Here is a 25036-nt window from a genome sequence, read left to right on the forward strand (position 1 = left end):
CCGGACTCCGTCGCACCCGCCGCGGTCCCAGCCATCCCCCTGAACCCCGTCCGGCGGCGCGAACGTCCTGTCGCGCCCAGCCTCGCGCCGTCGGACGGCCACAGCGGCAGAGAGCCCCACGGGCTCCCCGAGCGCCGGATGCGGAACCGCCCGCGTCCGGCGCTTCGGCGTGCGTTTCCGGCCCCGCCGCAGGAGCCTTGTGGCATGACTGCACATCCACCGACCGAGTTCCCGCACATCGTCGTGCACGCCCCCGCCCTGGACGGCTCCCGGCGGGTCACCGAGGGCGACGTGACCCTGGGGATCGCCTCCCACCTCGACGACGTGATCGAGATCCTGCGGCTGGCCGACCTGGACCGGATCGAGGTCGAGGAGAGCGACCTCATCGAGTGGCAGGGCGGCGGCCCGGACGACTGGCCGGGCCTGAGCGAGCACCCCGAAGGCTGAGGTACCGGGACGAAGAGACCGGCCGAACCTCAAATCAAGCTCTGAACTCCGTTCAACATGCTTCAACCGCCCCAGTCAGAGGGCATATTCACCTCACAAGGTGCCCGCCGGCACGGGGGCGGCGGGCACCGAGTCGTCTGCGACGCGAAACGGGCGGCCCATCCCCCGGATGGGCCGCCCGCTCTCGTCCGCGCCGGCTCAGACCTTCAGCGTCCTGACGGACGTGGGCGCGTGGCCGGGCTCGGTCGCGATCTCCTCGAACTCCACGACGTTCGAGATGTCGTTGGTGGTCGACATGGAGATGTTGGTGACCCGCTCCAGGATCGCCTCCACGACGACCGGCACGCGGTGCTCGGCGGCCAGTTTCCTGGCCTCCTCGAAGGCCGCGCCCAGCTCCGCCGGGTCCGTCACCCGGATCGCCTTGCAGCCCAGGCCCTCGGCGACCTTGACGTGGTCGACGCCGTAGACGCCCAGTTCGGGCGAGTTGATGTTCTCGAACTCCAGGTTGACCTGGAAGTCGATGTCGAACGCCCGCTGCGCCTGCCGGATCAGGCCCAGGTAGGAGTTGTTGACCAGGACGTGGACGTACGGGATCTTGTGCTGCGCGCCGACCGCCAGCTCCTCCATCATGAACTGGAAGTCGTAGTCGCCGGAGAGGGCGACGACGGACGCCTCCGGGTCGGCCTTGGCGACGCCCAGCGCGGCCGGCACCGTCCAGCCGAGCGGGCCCGCCTGGCCGCAGTTGATCCAGTGCCGGGGCCTGAAGACGTGCAGCATCTGGGCGCCGGCGATCTGCGAGAGGCCGATCGTGGAGACGTACCGGGTCTCCGGGCCGAAAGCCTTGTTCATCTCCTCGTAGACGCGCTGCGGCTTGATCGGGATGTCGTCGAAGTGGGTACGGCGCTGGAGGGTCGCCCGCTTCTCCTGCGCCGCGGCCGCCCAGCGCGAGCGGTCCGGGAGGCCGCCCGACGCCTTCAACTCCCGTGCCATCTCGACGAGGAGCTCCAGGGCTGCCTTCGCGTCGGAGGCGATGCCGTAGTCGGGGGCGAAGATCCTGCCGATCTGGGTGGGCTCGATGTCCACGTGGACGAAGGTGCGGCCAGCCGTGTAGACGTCCAGCCTGCCGGTGTGGCGGTTGGCCCAGCGGTTGCCGATGCCGAGGACGAAGTCGGACTCCAGGAAGGTCGCGTTGCCGTAGCGGTGCGAGGTCTGCAGGCCCACCATGCCGGCGTTCAGCTCGTGGTCGTCGGGCAGGACGCCCCAGCCCATCAGGGTCGGAACGACCGGGGTGCCGGTCAACTCGGCGAACTCGACCAGGAGTCCGGCGGCGTCCGCGTTGATGACCCCGCCGCCCGCGACGATCAGCGGGCGCTCGGACGCGTTGAGCATCCCGATCGCCTTCTCGATCTGGGCGCGGGTTGCGGCCGGCTTGTAGACCGGAAGCGGCTCGTACGTCTCCGGGTCGAACTCGATCTCGGTGAGCTGCACGTCGATCGGCAGGTCGATCAGGACCGGGCCGGGGCGGCCGGAGCGCATCAGGTGGAAGGCCTGCTGGAAGACGCCCGGGACCTGCGCGGCCTCCAGCACGGTGACCGCCATCTTCGTGACCGGCCCCGCGATCGAGGCGATGTCGACGGCCTGGAAGTCCTCCTTGTGGATCACCGCGGTCGGGGCCTGGCCGGTGATGCACAGGATCGGGATGGAGTCGCCGGTGGCCGAGTAGAGGCCGGTGATCATGTCGGTGCCGGCCGGTCCCGAGGTGCCGATGCAGACGCCGATGTTGCCGGGCTCCGTACGGGTGTAGCCCTCGGCCATGTGCGAGGCGCCCTCGACGTGGCGGGCGAGGGTGTGGTGGATGCCGCCGGAGGCCTTGAGCGCCGCGTAGAAGGGGTTGATCGCCGCGCCGGGCACACCGAACGCGTCGGTGACGCCCTCGCGCTTGAGGATCTCAACTGCCGCGCGGGCAGCGGTCATACGAGCCATCGAGAACTCCTGCTTTCGGCTGTCGGATGCCTGCTCCCGTCGCGCCCCGCGGTGAGCATCGTTTCCAGTTGTTCGAGTTGTTCCGCAGTTTTTCCACATAGCGGAAAGTAACTTCTACTATCTGAAATCAATGTAGGTGCGGTGACGAACGTCGTCAAGGGACGGACAACCGGGCCCCGGCGGGAGCACCATGGGACGGCTGAAGCGACGCGACGCCTGAGGTGGGGCCATGTCCGAGAGCGTGCCGGTGCGCTGTCCGGCCTGTCGGCGCGAGCACGTCTACACCGCGCCGTCGTACCCGTGCGCCTGCGGCGCGCCGGTCACCCCGGACCTCGACGGCACGGCCGGGCCGACGCCGGTGGCGCACCGCGCATGGGACGCGGACTGGGTGACGGTGAGCTGCGGGTCCTGCGGACGGCGGGACCAGTGGCCGCAGCCGGAGCTGGGCTGCCCGTGCGGGGCGGTGCTGCGCATCGCGGTCGCCGGCGGCCTGTCCGTGCCGCCGGCGCAGTGCGGGCCCGGGGCCGAGCCGCGGGCCGCCTTCCATCCCGTGACCATCCGCACCGCCCGGGACGCGGTCACCGCGGCCGCGCTGTACCTGCGCTGGCTCGGCTACCGGGACATACGGCGGGCCGACCAGCGGCCGCCGTCCGGCATCGGGCTGGCCGCCCGGGGGCTGGTGGCCCAGGTGGACCCGACCTTGCAGCCGGCCTCGCCGCGGGACGTGGAGTGCGTGTGGCTGACGGCCATGACGGAGGACTCGGGGTGCGTGTACTTCTCCCTTGCGGGGTACGCCGAGGAGGCGCGTGAGCGGGCCGACGCCCTGGGGGTGCCGTTGTTCGTGCTGGACTTCACGGGGACGCCTCAGCCGGTCAACGGGTGCGCCGATGAACTGCGCGGTTCAGGTGCGTGATCCGGCTGCGGGCCGGTGGGAGCTGGTCGCGCCCACGCGGCGGAGCCGCACATCGATACAGCCCCGCGCCCCTTACGGGGCGCTGTCCGCAACGGGGCTTTCCCCTTGCGAGGCGCGGTAGGTCTCCCTCAGTTCGATCTTGCGGACCTTGCCCGAGACCGTCATGGGGAAGGTCTCCAGGATCTGGATGCGGGTCGGCACCTTGTAGTGGGCGAGGCGGCCCTCGCAGAAGGCGCGGAGCTCGTCCAGGGTGGGCGGGGCGGCCGGGTCGTGCGGGATGACGCAGGCGAGGACCTCCTCGCCGTACCTCTCGTGCGGCACCCCGACCACCTGGACGTCCCGGACCTTGGGGTGGGCGTAGAGGAACTCCTCGATCTCGCGCGGGTAGATGTTCTCGCCGCCCCGGATGATCATGTCCTTGATGCGGCCGACGATCTCCACGTAGCCGTCCTCGCGCATCAGCGCCAGGTCGCCGGTGTGCATCCAGCGGCCGGCGTCGACGGCCTCCGCGGTCTTCCCGGGCTCGTTCCAGTAGCCGAGCATCACGCTGTAGCCGCGGGTGCACAGCTCGCCCGAGGTGCCCCGCGGCAGGGTGACCCCGGTGGCCGGGTCGACGACCTTGACCTCCAGGTGAGGCAGCACCCGGCCGACCGTGCCGGTGCGGTGTTCCAGGTCGTCCTCGATCCGGGTCTGGAGCGAGACCGGTGACGTCTCCGTCATGCCGTAGCAGATGGAGACCTCCGCCATGTGCATCTCGGCGACCACCCGCTTCATCACCTCGACCGGGCAGGGCGAGCCCGCCATGATGCCGGTGCGCAGGGTGGAGAGGTCGTACGACGCGAAGTCGGGGAGGTTCAGTTCCGCGATGAACATGGTCGGGACGCCGTACAGCGAGGTGCAGCGCTCCCGCTGGACCGCCTCCAGGGTGGCCTGCGGATCGAAGGACGGGGCCGGGATCACCATGCAGGCGCCGTGGGAAGTGGCGGCCAGATTCCCCATGACCATGCCGAAACAGTGGTAGAAGGGGACCGGGATGCAGATCCGGTCCTGCTCCGTATAGGCGATCAACTCACCCACGAAGTAGCCGTTGTTGAGGATGTTGTGGTGGGAGAGGGTGGCGCCCTTCGGGAAGCCTGTGGTGCCCGAGGTGTACTGGATGTTGATGGCGTCGTCGCAGGACAACTCGGCCGCTCGGGCAGCCAGTTCGGGGGCCCTGTCGGCGGTCCCGCGCGCGGTCAGGGCGTCCCAGCTCGGGTCGCCGATGTACACCGTCTCCCGCAGCTCGGGGCACCTGCCCCGCACTTCCTCCACCATCGCCCGGTAGTCGCTGCCCTTGTGCCGGAGCGAGGCGAACAGCAGGGAGATCCCGGCCTGGTTGAGGACGTACTCGACCTCGTGGGTGCGGTAGGCCGGGTTGATGTTGACCATGACCGCGCCGATCCGCGCGGTGGCGTACTGCACCAGCACCCACTCCGCGCAGTTGACCGCCCAGATGCCCACCCGGTCGCCCTTGGCGACCCCGCTCGCCAGCAGCGCGTACGCCAGCCGGTCGACGTCGGCGGAGAACTGCGCGTACGTCCAGCGCCTGCCGGTCGGGACGTCCACCAGCGCCTCGCGGTCCGGCCAGGCGGTGACGGCCCGGTCCAGGTTGGCCCCGATGGTGTCGCCGAGCAGCGTGCTGCCGCTCGTGCCGTGCGCGTAAGACCCCTGTGCGTACGACGAGTTCACCGGAAGTCCTCCTCGCGGTACTCGGCGGCCGAGCCGGCGGCCGTGGCCTCGCGCAGCTCGATCCGGCGGATCTTGCCGGACACGGTCTTGGGCAGCGGGGCGAACTCCAGCCGCCGGACCCGCTTGTAGGGCGCCAGGACCTGCCGGGAGTGCTCGAAGAGCACCTTCGCGGTGTCCGGGCCCGGCTCCCAGCCCGCCGCCAGGACGATGTACGCCTTGGGCACGGAGAGGCGCAGGTCGTCCGGCGCGGGCACGACGGCCGCCTCGGCCACCGCCTCGTGCTCCAGGAGCGCGCTCTCCAGCTCGAACGGGCTGATCTTGTAGTCGGACGCCTTGAACACGTCGTCCGCGCGGCCGACGTAGGTGATGTAACCGTCCTCGTCGCGGGAGCCGATGTCGCCGGTGCGGTAGTAGCCGCCGGCCATCGCCTCCGCCGTACGGTCCGCGTCCCCGTGGTAGCCGGTCATCAGGCCCACCGGCAGCGCCGACAGGTCGAGCGCGATCTCGCCCTCCGCCGCGCCGGGGGCGCCGCTGACCGGGTCCAGCAGCTCCACCCGGTACCCCGGACTGGGGCGGCCCATCGACCCGGTCTTCAGGGGCTGCCCGGGGCTGTTGGAGACCTGCACGGCCGTCTCGGTCTGCCCGAACCCGTCCCGGATGGTCACGCCCCAGGCCCGCCGCACCTGCTCGATCACCTCGGGGTTGAGCGGCTCGCCCGCCGCCACCACCTCGCGGGGCGGGGTCGCCAGCTGGCTCAGGTCCGCCTGGATGAGCATGCGCCACACCGTCGGGGGGGCACAGAAGGACGTCACGCCGTGCCGGTCCATCTCTGCCATCAGCCGGCCCGCGTCGAAGCGCGCGTAGTTGTGGATGAAGACCGTCGCCTCGGCGTTCCAGGGGGCGAAGAGGTTCGACCAGGCGTGCTTGGCCCAGCCCGGCGAGGAGATGTTCAGGTGCACGTCACCGGGCTTGAGGCCGATCCAGTACATGGTCGCCAGGTGCCCGATCGGGTACGAGGTGTGGGTGTGCTCGACCAGCTTGGGACGGGCGGTGGTGCCCGAGGTGAAGTAGAGCATCAGCGGGTCGTCGGCGAGGGTGGGGCCGTCGGGGACGAAGTCGGCCGAGGCGGTGTACGCGTCCTCGTACGGCTCCCAGGGCCCCGCCTCCGACGGCGGCAGCCCGCCCACCGCGATCCGCGTGTACGCGCCCGGCACCTCGGTGAACTTGGCGGCGTCCTCGGCCCGCACGAGCACGTGCTTGACCCGGCCCCGGTCGACGCGGTCGCGCAGGTCGGCCGGGCCGAGCAGCGGGGTGGCCGGGATGACCACGGCCCGCAGCTTCATCGCGGCCAGCGCGGTCTCCCACAGCTCGGCCTGGTTCCCGAGCATGACCAGGATGCGGTCCTCCGGCTCGACGCCCCGCGCGCGCAGGTGGTTCGCGACCCGGTCGGAGCGCTCGGACAGCTCGGCGAAGGACAGCTTCGTCTCCGAGCCGTCCTCCTCGACGATGTGCAGGGCGGTGCGGGCGTTGCCCTCGGCGATGACGTCGAACCAGTCCAGCGCCCAGTTGAAGTGGTCCGGACGCGGCCACTCGAAGCCCGCGTAGGCGGTGGCGTAGTCCGCACGGTGTTCCAGCAGGAAGTCCCGTGCCCTGCGGAAGTCCTCCGTCGCACTCGTCATTCGCGTCTCCTTCAGTACCGGACCATTGCCGGGCGGCTCTCTGGCATCGTGTAATCCGTGATGCAGGTCTCACTACCCCCGAACGGGGGTGTGGACCGCACAAGGCCGGGGTCGAAGGGGCAGGACAGGTGGCAGCAGAGGTCGCGGGGGCGCTGGAGATACGTGGTGCGCTGTCCAGACTCCGGCGCACCACCGGCCTTCCGATCGCCTTCGGCGGGCTGGTCGAGGCGGGCCGGACACAGGTCCGGATCAGTGAGCTGACCGGGACCAACACGGCGTCGCTGCGCTCGCTCGCGGTCACCTCGGGAAACGGCCTGGGCGGCAGGGCGGTCGCCCTGGCCCGCCCCTGCGCGGTCGTCGACTACTCGGCCTCGCGGCAGATCAGCCACGAGTACGACATCCCGGTGGCGGCCGAGGGCCTCCGCTCGGTGCTCGCGGTGCCGGTGGTGGTACGGCGCCGGGTGCGGGGCGTGCTGTACGGCGCGCTGCGCACCGCCCAGCCGCTGGGCGACCGCACGCTGGGCGCGGCGGTGGCGGCGGCCCGGGACGTGGAGCAGGCGCTGGTCGTGCAGGACGAGGCCAGGGGGCTGCTGGCCGCGGCGCGGCCGGCACCCGGTGCGGTGGCGGAGCCGGGGACCGCCTGGGAGCAGGTGAGGGAGGCGCACGCCGCGCTGCGGGCCCTCGCGCCGCGGATCACCGACCTGGGGCTGCGCGCCGAACTGCTGGCCGCCTGCGGGCTGCTGACCGCGCCGGCGCCGGTTGCGGAGGCGGAGGCGGTGCTGGCACCCCGGGAGGTGGACGTGCTGACGTGGGTGGCGGCCGGGGCGACCAACGCGGCGGTGGCCGAGCGGCTGGGGCTGCGGCCCGAGACGGTCAAGGGCTACCTGCGCTCGGCGATGCGGAAGCTGGGCGCGCACACCCGGGGGGAGGCGGTGTCGGCGGCTCGTCGGACGGGGGTGTTGCCATAGCCGGAGGGGACCCATTCCATTCATGCGGACGCGCAGTGAATTGACCTATGCGAAGCCCCTGTTATTTCCCTCACCACGCCGTTCGGCCGGATTTCAGGGTTCATTGCCTAGAATTTGGCCCGGACACGACACACGAGGGGAGCGGTGACCGTGCGACGGGACTTCCAGGAGCCTGCCAGATGCCGCCCCGACCTGGTCATCGGCCGGGCGGAGCTGTTCGCGGCCGCCCGGGAGCAGCTCTCCTCGGGGGGCAGCGTCCTCCTGCACGGGCCCGCCGGAATAGGTAAATCGACCGTCCTGCGGGCGCTGGACGCGGAATATGCCGGGACCGCCCGCACCGTGTTGCGCTGCTCGGCCACGGAGTCCGAATCCCATCTTCCGTTTCTCGCCCTCGCCGACCTCTTCGGCCTGGTCCTCGACGACGTCTCCGCCCACCTGCCCGGCGCCCAGCGCACCGCCCTGGAGTCGGCCCTCACCGGCCGCGGCGAGTCCACCCTCCAGCGCGACGGCCTCGCCCTGCGCCTCGCCGTGCTGTCCACGCTGCGCGCGCTGGCCGCCGAGGGGCCCGTACTGATCGTCGCCGACGACCTCCAGTGGCTGGATCCGGCCAGCGCCGAACTCCTCGGCTTCGCGGCCCGCCGCCTCGGCGGCACCCCGGTCCAACTGCTCAGCGCGGTCCGCACCGAGGGCCAGGAGTACGACCGTCACCTACGCGCGTCGCCCCCGGACACCGTCGCCGTCCGCCTCGGCGCGCTCAACCGCAAGCAGGTCTCCGACCTCCTCGACCACCGCGGCCACACCGGCCTGAGCCGGTCCACGGTCCGGGAGATCCACCGCACCAGCGGCGGCAACCCGCTGTTCGCCCTCGAACTCGGCCGCGCCCTCGCCGAGAACCCGACCCCGCCCCGCCCCGGCGAGCCGCTGCCGGTGCCGACCTCGCTGCGCGCCCTGGTGCTCAGCCGCCTCGACATGCTCTCCGTCGAGGCCCGCCGCACCCTGCTGGTGGCCAGCGCCGGTGCCCGCCCCACCCACGCCCTGCTGCATGCGGCCGGCCGGGAGAACGCCGAGGCCGAGTGCGCCCAGGCGGCCGAACTGGGGCTGCTGGCCACCGAGCCGGAGGGACCCGCCGTACGGTTCGCGCACCCCCTCATCTCGGCCGCGCTGTACGCGGAGGCGCCCGCCCAGGAGCGCCGGGCCGCGCACGCGGCGCTGTCCACGGCCGCCTCCGACCCGATCGAGCGGGCCCGGCACCTGGCGCTGGCCACCACCGGCACCGACCCGGAGGTCGCCGACCGGCTCGCCGAGGCCGCGACCGAGGCACGGGACCGCGGCGCCCCCTCGGTGGCCGCGCAGATCGGCCTGCTCGCCGCCCGGCACACCCCCGGCGACAACACGCCCACCCCGGTCGAACGCCGGCTCCAGGCGGCCGAGGACGCGACCAGCGCGGGCGAGATCGACCTCGCCCAGGACATCGCCCGCGAGGTGCTCACCCACGCCACCCGCCCGGCGGACCGGGTACGGGCCTGGATCCTGGTGATCGACTCCGCCGGCCACACCATGACCGAGGTCGACGCGGCCTTCCCGCACGCCCTCGCCGACGCCGGTGACGACCCGCGGCTGCTCGGCAAGGTCCACTACCAGCTGGCCTGGCGGGCGCTGATCGTGGGCGGCGACTTCACCGAGGCCCGGCAGGCGGCGGCGCACTCCGCGGACCTCGCGGCCGAGGGCGGCGACCGGCGCACCGAACTCCTCGCGCTCTCCCTCCAGGCCCAGGTCGAGACCCTGATGGGCCACCCGGCGGCCCCCGCCACCATCAAGCGCGCCCTGAAGGAGCCGCAGGACCCGTACGTGGCCTGCCACCACAACGGGGCGGGCAGCGCCAGGTTCCGCTGGCTGGTGATGGGCGACCAGCTGGCCGAGGCGCGCACCACCGTCACCGCCCTGCTGCGCGAGGTCCGCAGGCGCGGGCAGGTGGAGAGCGAGGTGCACTTCCTGCGCGGGCTCGCCGAGACCGAGCTGCGCTCCGGGCACTGCGGGCGCGCCCTCGACCTGGCCCGGGAGGGCCTGCGCCTCGCCCACGACTCCGGGATCGGTGAGACCGCCTCCGCGATGCTCACCTCACTGGCCGAGGCGTCCGGCGGCGACGTGGACCGGGGCCTGGCACTGGCCCGGGAGGCGGTGGAGCACGCCGAGCAGGACGGCGACACGATGTACCTGTCCCGGGCCCTGGGCGCCCTCGGATACGCCCAGTTGGTGGCGGGAGACCCGGCGGGCACGGTCCGCTCGCTGCGCCGGGTGCGGGAGCTGGAGCAGAGTCTCGGCATCACCGACCCGGCCCGCGGCCGCTGGCAGGGCGACCTCGCGGAGGCACTCGTCCGGGTGGGTGAACCCGCCGAGGCGCAGGACGTCATCGACGTCACCCGTCAGCACGCGCTCAGACTCGGCCGGGAGAGTGTCCTGGCCGCGCTCGACCGGGCCGAGGCGCTGGTCCGGGCCGCGCACGGGGAACGCGACACCGCCGTCACCCTGCTGACCTCGGCTCAGGACCGGTTCGCCAAACTGGGCCATGGCCTGGAGGAGGCGCGGGCCGCCTTCGCGCTGGCCGTGCTGCGCGAAAGGCGCTCCCCGACCGCGTTCGACGAGGCCACCCGGCTGTTCAGGCGGTGCCGGGCGCTGCCGTGGCTGCGGCAGGTGGACGAGGCCGTCTCCGCGCCGGAGCCGCCGGTCGAGGCACCCGCCGCGCTCGACGCCCTGGACGGGCTGGCCGCGATGGAGCGTCAGGTCGCCGCGCTGGTCATGGAGGGCGCCACCAACCGGGAGATCGCCGCCCGGCTGTTCATCAGCGTCAAGACGGTGGAGGCCACGCTCACCCGGGTCTACCGCAAGCTGGGCATCCGATCGCGCGTGGACATAGTCCGTTTGGCCGCGGGGCGACGCGCGAAGTGAGGACGCTCCCGGTTAACTGAGGCGGACCGAGGGTTTTCCCTCCCCCATCCCCCTAGGGGGTTCCCTCATTGGGAGGGTGGGGTTCCGGGTCCTAGCTTATGGATGTGCCGCTCGCCCGGGCATACGGGGGTCGGTCCCGCGACCCCCGTGCTGCACCCCCCACACCCGCGCGACCCCCACCGGCAACCCCCACTGAGGAGACTCATGTTCGGGCAGCACCGCGCAAGAAAGTCCGCCGCAGTCCTGGTGGCCACCGCCGCCGCCGCGGCGACCGCGCTGATCGCGTCCCCCACCGCGTCAGCCGCCCCCCAGCCGATCGTCGGCGGCACCACGACGACCACGACCGCGTACCCGTTCATGATGCAGATCACGGACGCGTCCGGCAGCCAGTTCTGCGGCGGCACCCTGGTGTCGGCCACCAAGGTGGTGACCGCCGCGCACTGCATGGAGGGCGAGTCGGCGAGCGGCGTCCGCGTGGTCGGCGGCCGCACGTACCTCAACGGCACCAACGGCACGGTCAGCAAGGTCAGCAAGATCTGGATCAACCCGGACTACACGGACGCCACCAACGGCGACGACGTGGCCGTCCTGACGCTCTCGACGGCGATGTCGTACACCCCGGCGTCGTACGTGACGTCCTCCCAGACGAGCGTGTACGCGGCCGGCACCACGGCCCGCATCCTCGGCTGGGGCACCACCTCGGAGAACGGCAGCTCCTCCAACCAGCTGCGGACCGCGACCGTCCCGGTCGTGTCCGACTCCAGCTGCAAGAGCTCCTACGGTTCGGACTTCGTCCAGACCGACATGGTTTGCGCCGGATACACGTCCGGCGGCGTAGACACCTGCCAGGGCGACAGCGGCGGTCCCCTGCTCATCGGGGGCGTCCTGGCAGGGATCACTTCCTGGGGAGAGGGGTGCGCGGAGGCGGGTTACCCGGGTGTCTACACCCGGCTGACCACCTTCTCGAACCTGGTGACCGCGCAGGTCAACTCGTAACCAGAAGGTCTCCCGAGTATCCCTCGGGTGAGTGACCAGGGGGCGTTGCGGGCTACCACGAGCAGCCCGCAGCGCCCCCTATCCATGCGGGTGCCTACTTGTCCGCGGTGAGCTTCCCCGCGGCACCCCAGCTGTCGGCCGGGACCTCGTGGATCCAGACCTGCACGGTCTCGGCGGGGATCTTGTACGCGTCGACGAACGCGTCGGTGACGCGCCGGACGAGGTCCCGCTTGAGTTCGGGGTCGCGGGGTCCCTGCTGGACGGTGACGATCGGCATCGCTGAACTCCTTCGAGTGGGTGGCCCGTTCGGGGTCCTTCCGCAGTGCTGCCGGGAGCCCCGTTCGGTCCTGTTCGATGGGTCCAGTCCATCGCGCCTGGCGTCCGCGGCCAAGGAGCAGATCCCGACCGCAGCGATCAGCTTCCGTGATCGCCGCAGGCCAGGAGCAGGTCGGCCAGGTGCGGGGAGGGGGCGGCCGCGGGCACGGCGAGGCCCGTGGTGAGGGCCAGGCCCGGTGCCCGGAACGGCACGAAGGCGACCCGGGGACTGTGCAGCACGCGCGCGTGGGACGCGTACACGACCGTCCAGAGCACGGGGGTCCCCCCGCTCGAGCGAAGCCGAGAGTGCGGGAAGGTGCCGATGCTGGCGAGGGTGTCCTGGAGGGAACCGGTCGACGGTCCGGGCAGCGGCTCGAAGCCGGCCTCGCGGCAGGCACCGACGACCAGGTCGACGAGGGCGGGGTTGGTACGGCGCTCAACGAGCGCGAGGCGGAGGCCGGCCAGTTCTTCGACGCCGATCTCGGCGCGGCCGGCGAGGGGGTGGGTGGCGGGGAGGGCGGCCACCAGGGGGTCGGGCCACAGCGGCCGGACCCGGACGCCGGGCACGGGCTCGACGGCCCGGACGAACGCCGCGTCCAGGCGGCCCCCCGCGACCCGGGCGAGGCGTTCCGCGGCCGGCAGCGAGAAGAGCTCGACGGGCACACCGGGCGCGCGGCGCGCGAACGCGTCCAGCACCCGGTCCAGGTGGGCGCCGAGTCCCGTACTGGTGCCGATCCGCAGGCCGGCCGGCGCGGCGACCGCGGCCCGCGCCCGCTCGGCCGCCGCCAGCACCGCCCGTGCCTCGGGCAGCAGCCGCTCCCCCGCACCGGTGAGCCGGACCCGGCGCGGCGAGCGGTCGAACAGTTCGGCGCCCAGTTCCCGTTCGAGACGCTGTATCTGCTGGCTGACGGCCGACTGCACGATGTGCAGGCGTTCGGCGGCCCGCCCGAAGTGCAGTTCCTCGGCCACGGCGACGAAGTAGCTGAGCTGCCGCAGTTCCATGGCCCTGACTCTAGGCGGGTCCTGGCGAAGTCCGCCGCGGTGGGCAGCGCCCCCGAAGGACGCCGGGGCACCCCAAGCCTTCGGCCGGGGGCCGAACTGCGCGACCGGCCCCGACGCCGCCGCGGTCGGCAGACGGCATGCCGCCAAGCCTCCGGCGGCACACCGGATGTGGCGGACCCTCCGGCGGCACACCGGATGTGGCGGAGCCTCCGGCGGCACACCGGATGTCACGGAGCCTCCGGTGGCGCGCCGGGGGGCGGGCGGATTCGCCGCCCTTCAACGCCCTGCCTGCGCCACGACGGTCCCGAACCGGACGTCGTAGCGCTCACCGGGGTGCAGGGTGGCCAGCATCCGCTCGCCCTCCGCCAGGATCGCGGCCCGCTCGGCAGCCCCGCCGCGCGGCGGCCCGAAGGTCTCGACGATCAGGGCGTCCTCCGTCAGCTTCCACACACCGGCCAGGAAACCGTCCACGAGCAGGGTGCGGTATGCCTGGTTGCCCCGCCAGGCACGGCCACGGTGCTCGGGGCGCACGACGCGGGTGCGGTCGGCGTGGGAGAGGAGCAGGTTGTCGAACTCCGGGAGGAAGCGGGGCGGGGCCGGGGTCGCGGGGTCGGGGCGGGGGGCGTCGGGGAGGTCGAAGAGCTCGGTGCCGGTCTCGGCCCGGAAGGTGAGGAGGCGGGGCCGCAGCCGTTCGAAGGCCGCGCCGAGCCGGGTCAGTCCGGCCCAGGTCTGCATGTCCCTGACGGAGGCCGGGCCGAAGGCGGCGAGGTAGCGCAGGACCGCGGTGTCCGGGGCGGCCGCGGTGTCCGTGGCGGCCGCGGTGTCCGTGGCGGCCGTGGTGTCGAGGGCGGAGGCCGGCTCGACAGGGCGGCCGAGCCAGTGCTCGGCGGTGGTGAGGGCGACCTGCCCTGACCGGCCCCACAGTCCGCGCGGGGTGACCTGGACGAGCGGCAGGGTGCAGCGGGCGGCGACGGCGAGGGAGTGCGGGTCGGCGTCCGGCCATTCGGCGCGCAGCGCCTCCCGCAGCCCGGCCATGGTGCGCGGCTCGGCCTCGACAAGGTCCCTGGCGAGCGCGGCGAGCCGGTCCAGGTCGACACCGGCCAGCCCCCTGCGGAAGGCGGTCAGCTCCCGGGTCCGGGCGGGCTGGACCAGCGGGCGCAGGGTCAGCGCGTCGGCGGCGGTGTGGGTGTGGATGGTCGACCGCAGGGTGACGATCCGGACCACCTCCCGGTCGGCCATCAGCCCGGAGAGCTGCTCGGGGGCGAAGCCGTCGAGGCGGGCGGCGAGTGCGTAGTACGGCGGCTTGACGTTCTGCGCCTGGAGGCCGACGAGGTGCGCCACGGCCTCCCTCGCCGACCGGGACGAGCGGCGCAGCAGGAGCTGGCGGTCGAGGGTGGCGCGGTTGAGGGCGCGGGTGCCGAGGACCGGGCCGGACGGCTGGTTCTTCATACCGGGCACGCTAACGCCGAATGAGGACAGTCCCTGTCCTCGATCGCACCGCGTCTCTCACCGAATCCCGTCCTCGATTCCCTCCGCCGGGCCCGTATGCCCCGTATATCCTGCGACGAGACTCACCGATCACGTGTGATCACCCCGACCGCGTGGATCACACAGCTCACGCCGATACTGGCTCCACCGAGAGGCGGCCGCGATGTCCGAGCGACGCCGCAGCCCGGCCTCGAAAAACACCGCGAACGGCCGGGGCACCAGAAGGTCCGTCTGGCGTCGCGCCCTGTCGCAGGAGCACGACGACACGGCCGAGCTGCCGGCGGCGGGGTCCGCGCCGGGCGGGGAGTCCGCCGAGCCGCCGAGCATCGTGGAGGCGGCGCTGTACAGCGACGGGGTACGGGTGTCGACCCCGGCGACCCTCGCGGAGACCTACCGCGAACTGCGCGACACGCCCTCGGGCATGGCGTGGATCGGCCTCGCCCGGCCCACCTCGGACGAACTCCTCTCCCTCGCCAGCGAGTTCGACCTGCATCCGCTCGCGGTCGAGGACGCGATGGAGGCCCACCAGCGGCCGAAGCTGGAGCGGTACGGCGACACGCTCTTCGTGGTCCTGCGCGCCGCCCGCTATCTGGACGCGCCCGAGGAGGTCGACTTCGCCGAGCTGCACGTGTTCGTCGGCCCCGACTTCGTGATCACGGTCCGGCACGGCGCGGCCCCGGACCTCTCGGCGGTCCGCCGTCGCATGGAGGACTCCCCCGACCTCCTCAAACTCGGCCCGGAGGCCGTCCTCTACGCGATACTCGACGCAGTGGTCGACGGCTACGCCCCGGTCGTCGAGGGCGTCCAGAACGACATCGACGAGATCGAGACGGAAGTCTTCCGCGGCGACCCGTCCGTCTCCCGCCGCATCTACGAACTCTCGCGCGAGATGGTCGAGTTCCAGCGCGCGACGCGCCCACTCGTCGGCATGCTGCACGGCCTGATGGCCGGCTTCACCAAGTACGAGACCGACGAGGAACTCCAGCGCTACCTCCGCGACGTCGCCGACCACGTCACCCACATCAGCGAACGCGTGGACGGCTTCCGCCAGGCCCTCACCGAGATCCTCACGGTCAACGCAACCCTCGTCACCCAGCAACAGAACGCGGAGATGCGAGCGCTGGCGGAGGCGGGGTTCGAACAGAACGAAGAGATCAAGAAGATCTCGTCGTGGGCCGCGATCCTGTTTGCTCCGACCCTCGTTGGAACTATTTACGGCATGAACTTCTCACACATGCCCGAGCTGCATTGGGGGTTCGGATACCCCTTCGCGATCGGCCTGATGGGGGTTGTATGCGCCAGTTTGTACGTGATTTTCAAGCGACGGGACTGGCTCTAGCCCCTCGCGCTACGCTCAAGTCCCTGTTCACCCTTTGCTCACGCATCTGCTGCAGATCGGCGCAGGATCGGCCGTGGGGAGCCTCTGGGGAGAAGCGATGTGGATGATCTCCTCGCCCTCACGAAACCACGCCTCTGACCTGGCCTTTTGAGCGCCTGTCGACGCTGGGGAGAATCCGGGGAGGATCGAAAACCGCTACCCGCTTTCCGCCATGCACAACGAACCCGTCGCGTCTCGCCGTTCGCCGGCTTCCGCCGCGCCGGCCTGCCTGTGGCACGTGACAGAGAGTCGCCGAACGAGTGAGAGGAACCGACTGTGGAGCGACCACTGCACATGACGTGGTCGGGGACGTCCTCATACGACATGAACAATCCTCGCCGGTACGCGTCCCGTCGCAGCGCCGGCGCGGGTGAGTGGCTCGCCGCGCGATCCTTCGCCGCCGACGTTGTACCTGCCCTAGGAGTAGTCCCGCAGTGAAACACACGTGGGCACGCCCAGCTTGACCGCAAGAGTGGTCGCCCTCTGCGCGACACCCGCCGCGAGAAAAGGCCCGCGCAACCGCCGACCTGCCGGACTTCGACCCGACCACGACCCAGGTCGTCGGCCACAGGGTCCACCACGGGCCGGGCCGCAGCACCGGCAAGGAACTACTGGCCGCCGCCGTTTGTCACGACCGCTCCCATCAAGGGCAGTTTCTGCAGGAGGACGGCGACCGACCGTGACTCCGACCGCCCTTGAGAAACTGCTAACGCCCCCAGGCCGTAGCCCGCCTCCAACTCGGCCGCTCGACCGTCCCAATCTGCCATGGCAACAGCGCCATCGACCGGACATATGTCGGTGTCCAGCCGGTGACTCCGACGTCGAGAGGGGATCAGGGCGTCGGATCGCCTCATTAGCGGCACCGGAGCTGCGCCACCGCCCAAGTGCCGGGCCAGCTCCCCTCGACGCACCGACCTACCCACCTGCGGCGCGGCAAGGTGGTCTGGCGCGAGTTCAGGTGGTCGCGGCCCCCAGTTTGACGGACTGCTGCCGCTCCGCCGTCGTCGACCCGGTCCCTGGGTCGTCTCCCAGGACGTTGAAGGTCGCGAGGTACTCCACCGTGCCGCCGACGGAGCCGACGTCGAGGTAGATGGGCAGGGTCTGGCCGCCGACCTTCGCGGCCAGCCGGAAACCTAGAGAGGTCTGGGCACTCAGATAGGCGCCGTATTGAGCCACCCCGACATGCTGCTTACCGTCACCGCCGGACCCGTCGAAGCCCTTGCACTGCTGAGCCGCACCCGCCAGGTCAGCCATGATCCTGCTGGCGCCGCCGCCGGCGTACGAGGCCAGTCGCACCCGCACCATGACCCCGGAACGGTCCTCCGCCACCGCGCTCCGCTCAACGGAGGCCACCGGCTTGACGGCCCCGGTTTCGCTCAGTGCGTCGGCAACGGGCTGACACGCGGCCTTGTCGGCCGCCATGCGCGCCCCGCCGACGGGCCCGGAGGCCGACTTGGGGACAGACACCTTCCACCCCGCCACATCACCATCGGCGATCACCGCACTCTCCAACTGCGCACGCGTCATCGCGGCCGACTTCCCCCCGGCCGCAGCAGCGGTCGTACCACTCGCCTTCGCTGAAGGCTCAGCCGCCTTGGAGGAGGAGCCATGCCCTCCACATCCCGTGGCCAATAACACCGAGCCGACGACGATTCCGGCTGGCACCATTCCTGCTTTTCTGTTCATCAACGCCTTCATTTCCCGTGAACACGGCCAGCCAGGCTGGTTTTCCAACGCTCAAACGTCATGTCGATCCGGATTCAGGTCTTCACCGGAAAAGGCCGCAATGTCATCGAGCGCATCTTCCGCCCGGCCCCCCAGTTCAGGGTCGTCGAGCAGCTCTTGCAACCGACGGACGATGTTCGCACTGACCGCTCGATGGATCCTTGCCAGATGTCCCATGCAAGTCACTGCCAGGGCTCTGATTTGAGCGTCCGCTTCAGGTGAAAGACAGCCGAGCAATACAGCTTCCACCCGTATGCGATCCGGATCATCATAGGTCAGCCTCAGCAGAGCCCTAGTCGACAGCCCGACATCTGAACTCTGGATGTCTGCCGTCAGGGCGGCCCGCCAATTCTCCAGCTCCAGCTGCTTTCGATCCATCATGGAACCTCAATGTCCCCTGACTTGATTCCCTTACGCAGCGCCGTCTTCGCCTTCGCCATGCCGGGATCCGTATCGACATCTGTTCGGACATGGCCATGGAATATCTCGTTGGTTCCATCCTCAACGGTACAACCGCAGGGAACCTCGCCAGTCCGGTCAAGGATCACTGTATCCCCGGTGGACGGGTCGATCCCCACCCTACGGGGAGATGTGGGCTTGATCTGTACCGAGTTATCCAGTGCCCCCTGTCCATCCGCTGGTTCAGCACTGTTTTCACCACGCGAACTACTCCTCGCCTCAGATCCGTGCTTGCCGCCTGCCTCATATACCTGCTCGCCGCAGTTGTGAACCAGAATCGGCACGGATCCCGCCAGCACGTAGTACGTGTGCAGGGTGCCGACGGTGAGGTCGTAAGTCGTCTCATGCTGGTGGAAATTGCGGACTTCGGCCACCGTGACGGTCGTGCCGTCAGCGGTGCGGAGCTTGGTGCCCGGGGTGAGGTTGTGGGCGTCGGTCCAGCGGTGGTGCGTGGCGTCCCAGAATGGGTGGTGCCAGGTGGTGGTGAGAGTCTGCTTCGCAGACGGGGAGGCGGAAGGCTTCCCGTGCGGGGGGCCTCGGGTCGGGGAGGTGTCCAGGGTGAGGGTGGTGAAGTCCTCGTCCGTCGTGGTGATGATGACGCGCTGGACCTTCTCGGGTGCCGTGACGCCGGTCTGTGGGTCGGTGGCGAGGACTGTGTCGCCGGCTTTCACCTTGCTGATGGGTATCGACGTGCCGTCGGCCAGGCGGACCTCGGTACTGGGCACGAAGCTGTGCACCTCGCAGGCTTCGGCGACGTCTGTACCAGCTCCTTCCGCTCCCACCACGAAGCGTTCCGCCTCGAGTGCGTCGTCGGCGACCTTGGCTGCTTCCTCAGCGTCCTTCACGGCGGTGTAAGCCCGGTCCAGGGCGCGCCAGATTTTGAGTGCTTCGACTCCGACCTTGATGGCTTTGAAGACCTTGCCCCAGGGCACGAAGGTCAGGGCTGTGCTGATGCAGCCCATGACGTCGCCCTTGGTGAAGCAGTTGTAGGCGTCGGTCACGCCCAGTACGTCGGCGACCAGGCTGAGCAGGCGGTGTTTGAAGCCTGTCGCCTGTTTCTTCGCGGCAGCTGCTGCGGCGTCCGCTGTGGCTTTCTGTCGCTCCAGGGCCTGCTCCTCGGCCTGGGCGTTGGCGGTGCTGTTACTGATGTCGGCCTGGTACTTCTTCGCGTACGACTTGGTGTTGGTCGGCGTGCTGCCCGAGCCCGGGTAGTCGTGCAGGGCCGGAGAGTTGGGGTTCTTGTCGGTGGGAGTGCGGTTCAGACACGACGGGCAGTTGCGAGTGGGGCAGTCGATCTCCGCGCAGCCGCCGGAAGGGTCCGAGCTGGTGACCGGGGTGTCGTCGGCGTAGTCGTAGGCGTTCCAGCTCTGTGGGGAGCCGGGGTCCATGAGGGGGTCGGGGCTCAGGAAGCGGCCGATGGTGGGGTCGTACTCGCGGGCGCCGAGGTTGGTCAGGCCGGTGTTGTCGTCCTGGGTACCGCCGACGTAGCCGCGTTGCCCGACCCAGGTGCCGCTCTGGTCGCGTGACTCGCCGAAGGGCTTGTACTGGCGGCGGGTGACCTGCTGGGTCTGGGAGTCGATCTGCAGAGCGCCGGTGCCCTGGCGGTCGGGGATCAGGTAGGTGAACTTGCCGTCGGAGGAGTGGGTGGCCACGGTCTGGCCGGCGATGGAGATGTAGCGAACGCCGTCGGCGGTGGTGGCGCCGATCTTGAGGGTGATCTCCTCGTCACCCGTGTAAAGGGTGGTGGCGTCGGGACTGTGCCGGATCAGCAGGCCGCCGTCGGCGTCGTACAGGTACTTTGTGTCGCCCGCGGAGCCGGTGGAGGACAGTTCCGACAGATCTCCCTCGTCGTTGTAGGTGAAGGTGTCGGTGCCGGCTCGGGTGGTGCGGGTGTGGACGTTGCCGTCGTCGTCGTAGGTGTAGGCGTTGGTGGTGTCGGCCGTCGGGTCGCCGGGCACCACCTTGTCCACCGTCGACACCGCGTGAGCCGGGCCCTCGCCCGCCTTGAAGGGGGTGTACGAGGACGTCGCGTCGTGGGACGTGTCGCCGCTGGTGTTGTGGTCCACCTGGGCGGAGCGGGCGCCGGTGGCGTCGTAGGACCACGACTGCCAGTACGGCGACGGGCCGCCCACGGTCGTGGAGGCACCGGATGCGGGGGTGGCCGCGCAGTCGTCGGTGGCCGTCCACGCATCCTTCAGGCGTTGCGCCCAGTCGTAGTCGAAGCACTGGGTGTCGGTCGAGCCGGTCTCCAGTTTGTCGCTGATCTTCGTGACGTTGCCGGAGGGCTGGTAGGTGTAGCTGGTCTTGTCGGCGATCGCGGCGCCCGACTTGGTGACGGTGGTGGACCCCATGAGGCGGTGGGTCTGGTCGTCGTAGGTGAGGGTCTGCTGGGCGAAGTTGCCTGAGGTGCCGTAGGTGAACTGCTGGGGCTCGTCGAACTCGGTGTAGGTCAGGCCGCTGACGTAGGCCCAGCCATTGGTGTCACCTCCTACGCCGATGGGCCGGTCGAAGGCGTCATAGGTGTAGGAGACGGTCTCCTGCGGCAGCTTGACGGCCGTGGGGTCCTGGTCGGTGTAGCTGGCCAGGGTTCCGGTCAGGTTGTACTTGTTCTGGTGAATGTAGTTGCCGGCCAGGCTTCCTTCCGCTGCGGGGAGCGTGAGCTGTGTGGCCTGTGCCCAGCCGTGGCTGTCGTACCCGAGGACCTTGCTGGTGTAGGCGGACCCGCCGGTGCCGCCGACGTAGCGGGTCGACGCGGTCGGCTTGCCCTTCTTCAGGGTGTCGTACGTCCAGGCGGCCAGCTCGTTCGACGTCGACTGCGCGACGCCGCCGGTGGTGTCGTACTCGGCTGTCTTGCGGCCCATCTCGTCGTACGTGTAGCTGATGGTTTTGCCGCGGTTGTCGGTCGTGGTCAGCAGTTGCCCTGCGTTGTCGTACGTGGAGTGGGAGGTACCGGTGTCGGGGTCGGTCTGGGAGGTGCGGCGACCCAGGAGGTCGTAGCCGCTGGACCAGGTGTGGCCCTGGCCGTCGTCCTCGCCGGTCTGGTGGCCCGTGGCGTCGTAGGAGTAGGTGACGGTGTCGGCAGCACCGGTGGTGGTGGCGCCGTGGTAGCGCAGCAGCTTGGCCAGCTGGCCGCGGGCATCCGTGTACGTGGTGGTGGGGGTGGCGCCGAAGGGTGCGACTCCCGCGGAGGGGGTGACGTCGACGCGGTCGGAACCGGGGTAGGCGGTGGTGGTGCGCCAGGTCTCGGAGGCGAAGTGGTAGGCGATCGAGGCCGTGGCGCGGCCTGCGCCGTCGTAGACCGTGGCGGTCTGGGACGGGGTCTTGTTGTCGGGCGCGTCTACCAGTGTGCCGGTGGGGGCGCCGGCGTTGTAGTAGGGGTCGGAGGAACTGACCGCCCAGCCGTGAGAGTCGTAGACCGTGTCGGTGATCGTCTGGCCGCCGTCGACGGTCGCCGTCTGCGTCTCGCGCGGCCGCAGCATCGCGTCGTAGATCGAGATGGACGTGACGTAGGCGTTCTTGTCGGTGAGGGTCTGGGTGGTGACCGTCGACGGCACCGACGGTGAGAGGTTATAGCTGTACTTGACGTTGGGGTTGTTGTCGGTGGGGAAGCCCGGACTCCATACCTGGGTCAGGCGGCCCAGCGGGTCGTAGGAGCTGGTGGTGGAGTAGCCGGCCGCGTCCGTGGTCTTCAGGTCCAGGCCGCGGGCCGGGTCCAGTGTCGTCGTGGTGGCGAACCCGGCGGTCTGACCGGTGACCTTCGGCTGGGAGACCTTGATGGTGGTCGGGGAGGCACCGGACGTGGGTGTGTAGACGGTGGTCGTGACGTGGCTGTCGGCGTCCGTCTCGGTGAGTTCGCGGCCGTAGGAGTCGTAGGTGTTCTTCAGCGCCGTGACGTAGTGCGGGGTGCCGTCGGCGGCGACGGAGTCGGCCTTCTGGACCATCGTGACGTCGCCCTTGGTGGGCGTGGCGGTGTTGCTGGTGGAGCCGTCGAAGAAGGTGAGGTCGTCGCTGAGCAGGTCGTCCGGGTACTTCGGGGTGGCCGAGCAGGAGACCGCGACCTCCTGGACCCGGCGCGGGATCGGCAGAGCGTTTCCGGAGGAGTCCGCCGCGTACCAGGTACGGGTGCACTTGTCGTCGGAGGCGGTCGAGGTGTCGCCGAGGTCGTCCACGGCCTTGGGAAGACCGCTGGCTGCGTCGATCGTGTAGTCGATCTCGGTGGTGCGCTTGGTGCCGTCCGCCTTGGTGGTGACGGTACGAGCCCGCTGGATGTTCGTACGGCGCGCGACCAGCGGGTCCAGGCCCGCCTTCGTACGGGCCTGGGTGGCCGTCGCCGGCGAACTCCACGGGTCGGTGACCCCGTCGGACAGGAGTGCGCCGCCGTCGCCGTTGAACGACTGCGTCTCGAAGGTCTGGCCCGCCAGCCAGTCGGAGTCCTTCTGCGGGTCGTCGCCCGCGTCGTCGTTGAGTGGGACGTTCCGGGTGCCGGTGGATGTCTTGTCGCCGTCCATGCCGCGGAAGTACGTCTCCCGGGACAGCGTGACTTTCTCCGGGGACGTGCCGGTGCGGGTCTCGACCGTGCCGTAACCGCGCCACTGGTTCCAGGTACGGTACTTGGCCTGGGTCAGCGGGTCGTCGTTGTAGTGCCAGGCCGGATCACCGACGTATTTATACGACGTCTGGACCGGCAGCCCACCGCCGGTGGGGTCCTGTGTCGTCACGGAGTTGACGACGAACTTGTTGAACCAGTCCAGCTGCGGGGAGGTCTGCCCCGGAGGGGTCCAGTACTGCGGATAGCAGCGGTACGTGTTGTTGTCCTCGCTGGACGGGAGTACCACCGTGCCCGTGCGATGGCATTGGGGCGCGGTGTAGTTGACGGTGATCACTTCACCGGACTCGGTGGTGACCGTGGTCATCCGGTAGCGGGTGATGGGCTGGTAGCCGTCCAGACCGTCCACGCGGTTGGCCAGTGCCTGACCGACGAACTTCACCGGCGGCAGGTCCAGGCTTCCGCCGTCCTTGCCGGTACGCACGATCTGGCTCAGCCAGAGCGACGGCGTGGCGGTGTCGCCGGTCGGCGGGAAGGTGTGGGTCAGGGTCCAGGCGTCGACGTTCTGGTAGGCGCTACCGACCAGCACCTGGGTGCGGATGCCGGCGAGGCGCTGGGTGGTGAAGTACGACGGACCGTGGTTGTTGCAGGTGCCCGACGAGGCGCAGACCTGGTCGACGGGGACGTCGGGCCAGTGCGTGGCGTTTGCTGTGGTCATCTTCGAGGAGGCGCAGTCGAAGCCCGAGTCGGGCAGGCAACGTTCTGAGGTGTCGAAGAAGACCTGGGCCGCCGCTTGGGCTGTGGTGTCGTAGACCTTGCCCGCCAACTGCCCGTACTGGATCTTGGCGAGGTAGCCGCCGCGGGCGTAGGCGGTCGGCGTGGTGGAGTTGTCCCGGCCGTAGTAGCCGGTCTCCTGCGTGTACCAGTAGCTGATGGCGTTGCCGTGCGGGTCGACGGTGTAGTCGAGGTTCCAGCGGTAGCCCTGCTGGCACCAGGAGTCGGCGAAAGTGGACGCGTGGCAGGGTTCGCCGGTGTCGTTGCCGTAGACGGGCGTGGTGAACACCGAGTTGGTGGTCGCGTTGCCCGTGGTCCAGCCGGGCAGCCGGTTCTTGCCGAAGTAGTACTGCGTACCGTCGGTGGTGGTGACGACGAAGTATTCGTTGTCGTTGTCGCCGTTGACGGTGTCGGTCTTGACCTCGATTTTCTCGCCGTTGTCGCCCTGCGGATGCCAGGTACCCGTCTTGTCGTCGTGGACCAGCGTGTTGGACGCACCGTTCAGCGACAACGTGAGTGAGTCGACGTCGTCGGACCAGCACTCGTCGGAAGTCTTCGGGGTGCCGTTCGCAGAGTCGTCGGAGCAGGAGGCGTAGCTGCGCTCGACGAAGCCGGGCGAGTAGTCCCAGCCGTCACCGATCCAGGAGGACTGGGCGTTGGTCGAGGAGGTGCGCCCGTCCACGCTCTGAGAGCTGTATCCCAAGGACACGCTCGGTACCAGGCTGCCGGGCACGTCCGGCACAGAGATCGGGTACGAGTAGCTGAAGGCGCCGGCCGAACCGCCCGCCGTCCACTGACCGGAGGCAGCCAAGGACGTGGCCGCATAGGTGCCGCCTCCACCCGAGGCACCAGCCACGGCCGCGAGCACCATCGGAGAGGTAGCCGCATTTCGCCCGGCCGTCGCGTTCTTGGCTGAGGGGAGGGTGACATCGGCGGAGACTGTGCTGCTCTTGGCGTCGTTGCTGCTGGTCAGGGGAGTCTCGGTGCGGCATGCGGCCTTGGAGGGAGTGGTGAGCGCACACGCAGGAAGCTGCACGAGGCGGAGTCGGCCGGCCCAGTCGCCTCCGTAGGCGTTCCGGAAGGCAGCGTAGTCCAGGCCGAGCCGAGCGGTACCCGAAGCCGTCGCGTCATCCTGCTGGACCGTGAACACCACGCCGCGCACGCCGAGCTTCTGTGCCGTGGCCTGGCCGGGCAGCCGGACGTGCACCTTCGTACCTGCAGCGACGCGATGGCCGTGCCTGGCGGCGGCCACGGTGACCGGCAGCTTCGCCGCGTGCGCGGCGTCCTTGGCAGGCACGGTCGCCTCGGCCGTCGCGGCCGCGGGCCAGGTCCGGTGCGCCTGAGCAGTGCTCCAGCGCCCCATCGTCTTCCTCTTGACCGGCTTGGCCTTGACGGGCGTGACCGGGACGGACGGTTCTTTCTTGGCAGTGACGAGGTAGTCGGGGCTCTTCGTGTCGGCCAGAGCAGATTGCGGCGCGAGAAAACCCGTCAGAAGACCGAGCGCAGTGACCGCGATCACCCATAGAGCGGGCATGCGCTGCAACCGCATGGTCTTGCCGTATATCCGCCACAGCGCATGACGACGCACCACGGACCCCCCAATTCAACGTGACCGACGACGGGTTATTTGATCAGGGCGCCACTTAAATCCACAGGACCTTCACAGTAATCAATTGGTATAGAGATGCC

At 70.2% G+C, this 25036-nt stretch carries 15 protein-coding genes; 6 read left to right on the forward strand and 9 right to left on the reverse strand.

From position 1 onward, the window contains the following. The first annotated feature begins 204 nt into the window (after nucleotides 1-204). Nucleotides 205-447 (forward strand): hypothetical protein, encoded by a 243-nt coding sequence (locus ACFY0K_RS21965; protein ID WP_390641230.1) that lies wholly within the window; start codon nucleotides 205-207, stop codon nucleotides 445-447. A 198-nt stretch (nucleotides 448-645) separates the two neighbouring features. On the opposite strand, the gene gcl is transcribed toward ACFY0K_RS21965, so the two are convergent. Continuing rightward, entirely contained in the window at nucleotides 646-2430 is a 1785-nt protein-coding gene (gene gcl / locus ACFY0K_RS21970) for a glyoxylate carboligase (RefSeq protein ID WP_390641231.1), read from the reverse strand. A 229-nt stretch (nucleotides 2431-2659) separates the two neighbouring features. On the opposite strand from gcl, the gene ACFY0K_RS21975 reads away from it, so the two are divergent. Continuing rightward, on the forward strand, nucleotides 2660-3343 hold the full coding sequence (locus ACFY0K_RS21975) for a hypothetical protein (protein WP_390641232.1): 684 nt from the start codon (nucleotides 2660-2662) through the stop codon (nucleotides 3341-3343). Between the two features lie 72 nt (nucleotides 3344-3415). Here ACFY0K_RS21975 and ACFY0K_RS21980 read toward each other — a convergent pair whose 3' ends face one another. Beyond that, nucleotides 3416-5071: an AMP-binding protein gene (locus tag ACFY0K_RS21980; protein WP_390641233.1), complete on the reverse strand. Its 1656-nt coding sequence runs from the start codon at nucleotides 5069-5071 to the stop codon at nucleotides 3416-3418. After that, nucleotides 5068-6750, reverse strand: coding sequence for an AMP-binding protein (locus tag ACFY0K_RS21985; RefSeq protein WP_390641234.1), 1683 nt, complete (start codon nucleotides 6748-6750; stop codon nucleotides 5068-5070). Before ACFY0K_RS21985 ends, ACFY0K_RS21980 begins: the two co-directional genes overlap by 4 nt. A 128-nt stretch (nucleotides 6751-6878) precedes the next feature. Here ACFY0K_RS21985 and ACFY0K_RS21990 point away from each other — a divergent pair, with 128 nt between their 5' ends. The 3 genes from ACFY0K_RS21990 (at nucleotide 6879) to ACFY0K_RS22000 (ending at nucleotide 11660) form a co-directional block, all read left to right on the forward strand. Further along, the gene (locus ACFY0K_RS21990) at nucleotides 6879-7718 is read left to right on the forward strand and encodes a response regulator transcription factor (RefSeq protein ID WP_390641235.1); all 840 of its coding nucleotides are present in this window, start codon (nucleotides 6879-6881) and stop codon (nucleotides 7716-7718) included. A gap of 144 nt (nucleotides 7719-7862) precedes the next feature. Next, nucleotides 7863-10664 (forward strand): AAA family ATPase, encoded by a 2802-nt coding sequence (locus ACFY0K_RS21995; protein WP_390641236.1) that lies wholly within the window; start codon nucleotides 7863-7865, stop codon nucleotides 10662-10664. A gap of 204 nt (nucleotides 10665-10868) precedes the next feature. After that, complete coding sequence (locus tag ACFY0K_RS22000; protein WP_390641237.1) at nucleotides 10869-11660, forward strand: S1 family peptidase; 792 nt, start codon at nucleotides 10869-10871, stop codon at nucleotides 11658-11660. 94 nt (nucleotides 11661-11754) lie between these two features. On the opposite strand, the gene dmpI is transcribed toward ACFY0K_RS22000, so the two are convergent. The 3 genes from dmpI to ACFY0K_RS22015 all read right to left on the reverse strand — a co-directional run bounded on the left by dmpI (nucleotide 11755) and on the right by ACFY0K_RS22015 (nucleotide 14426). After that, nucleotides 11755-11937, reverse strand: coding sequence for a 4-oxalocrotonate tautomerase DmpI (gene dmpI / locus ACFY0K_RS22005; protein ID WP_390034615.1), 183 nt, complete (start codon nucleotides 11935-11937; stop codon nucleotides 11755-11757). A 137-nt stretch (nucleotides 11938-12074) separates the two neighbouring features. Next, a complete protein-coding gene (locus ACFY0K_RS22010; RefSeq protein ID WP_390641238.1) occupies nucleotides 12075-12977 on the reverse strand; it encodes a LysR substrate-binding domain-containing protein in 903 nt (300 codons plus the stop codon). Between the two features lie 276 nt (nucleotides 12978-13253). Then, entirely contained in the window at nucleotides 13254-14426 is a 1173-nt protein-coding gene (locus ACFY0K_RS22015) for a winged helix DNA-binding domain-containing protein (RefSeq protein ID WP_390641239.1), read from the reverse strand. A 202-nt stretch (nucleotides 14427-14628) separates the two neighbouring features. Here ACFY0K_RS22015 and ACFY0K_RS22020 point away from each other — a divergent pair, with 202 nt between their 5' ends. Next, the gene (locus ACFY0K_RS22020) at nucleotides 14629-15804 is read left to right on the forward strand and encodes a magnesium and cobalt transport protein CorA (protein ID WP_390641240.1); all 1176 of its coding nucleotides are present in this window, start codon (nucleotides 14629-14631) and stop codon (nucleotides 15802-15804) included. 993 nt (nucleotides 15805-16797) lie between these two features. Here ACFY0K_RS22020 and ACFY0K_RS22025 read toward each other — a convergent pair. From ACFY0K_RS22025 to ACFY0K_RS22035, 3 genes are all read right to left on the reverse strand, one after another. Then, a complete protein-coding gene (locus ACFY0K_RS22025; protein ID WP_390641241.1) occupies nucleotides 16798-17370 on the reverse strand; it encodes a hypothetical protein in 573 nt (190 codons plus the stop codon). 210 nt (nucleotides 17371-17580) lie between these two features. Further along, complete coding sequence (locus ACFY0K_RS22030) at nucleotides 17581-17949, reverse strand: hypothetical protein (protein ID WP_390641242.1); 369 nt, start codon at nucleotides 17947-17949, stop codon at nucleotides 17581-17583. Beyond that, on the reverse strand, nucleotides 17946-24938 hold the full coding sequence (locus ACFY0K_RS22035) for an RHS repeat-associated core domain-containing protein (RefSeq protein WP_390641243.1): 6993 nt from the start codon (nucleotides 24936-24938) through the stop codon (nucleotides 17946-17948). The genes ACFY0K_RS22030 and ACFY0K_RS22035 overlap by 4 nt, the downstream gene beginning before the upstream one ends. Nucleotides 24939-25036: the final 98 nt, after the last annotated feature.

This window comes from Streptomyces sp. NPDC001507 (assembly GCF_042894765.1).
Lineage (GTDB): Bacteria > Actinomycetota > Actinomycetes > Streptomycetales > Streptomycetaceae > Streptomyces.

What these genes read in the sequence shown, in the direction of transcription:
- ACFY0K_RS21965 (WP_390641230.1), top strand. Translation starts at nt 205, where the DNA reads ATGACTGCACATCCACCGACCGAGTTCCCGCACATCGTCGTGCACGCC.
- gcl (WP_390641231.1), bottom strand. Translation starts at nt 2,430, where the DNA reads ATGGCTCGTATGACCGCTGCCCGCGCGGCAGTTGAGATCCTCAAGCGC.
- ACFY0K_RS21975 (WP_390641232.1), top strand. Translation starts at nt 2,660, where the DNA reads ATGTCCGAGAGCGTGCCGGTGCGCTGTCCGGCCTGTCGGCGCGAGCAC.
- ACFY0K_RS21985 (WP_390641234.1), bottom strand. Translation starts at nt 6,750, where the DNA reads ATGACGAGTGCGACGGAGGACTTCCGCAGGGCACGGGACTTCCTGCTG.
- ACFY0K_RS22000 (WP_390641237.1), top strand. Translation starts at nt 10,869, where the DNA reads ATGTTCGGGCAGCACCGCGCAAGAAAGTCCGCCGCAGTCCTGGTGGCC.
- dmpI (WP_390034615.1), bottom strand. Translation starts at nt 11,937, where the DNA reads ATGCCGATCGTCACCGTCCAGCAGGGACCCCGCGACCCCGAACTCAAG.
- ACFY0K_RS22010 (WP_390641238.1), bottom strand. Translation starts at nt 12,977, where the DNA reads ATGGAACTGCGGCAGCTCAGCTACTTCGTCGCCGTGGCCGAGGAACTG.
- ACFY0K_RS22015 (WP_390641239.1), bottom strand. Translation starts at nt 14,426, where the DNA reads ATGAAGAACCAGCCGTCCGGCCCGGTCCTCGGCACCCGCGCCCTCAAC.
- ACFY0K_RS22020 (WP_390641240.1), top strand. Translation starts at nt 14,629, where the DNA reads ATGTCCGAGCGACGCCGCAGCCCGGCCTCGAAAAACACCGCGAACGGC.
- ACFY0K_RS22025 (WP_390641241.1), bottom strand. Translation starts at nt 17,370, where the DNA reads ATGACGCGTGCGCAGTTGGAGAGTGCGGTGATCGCCGATGGTGATGTG.
- ACFY0K_RS22030 (WP_390641242.1), bottom strand. Translation starts at nt 17,949, where the DNA reads ATGATGGATCGAAAGCAGCTGGAGCTGGAGAATTGGCGGGCCGCCCTG.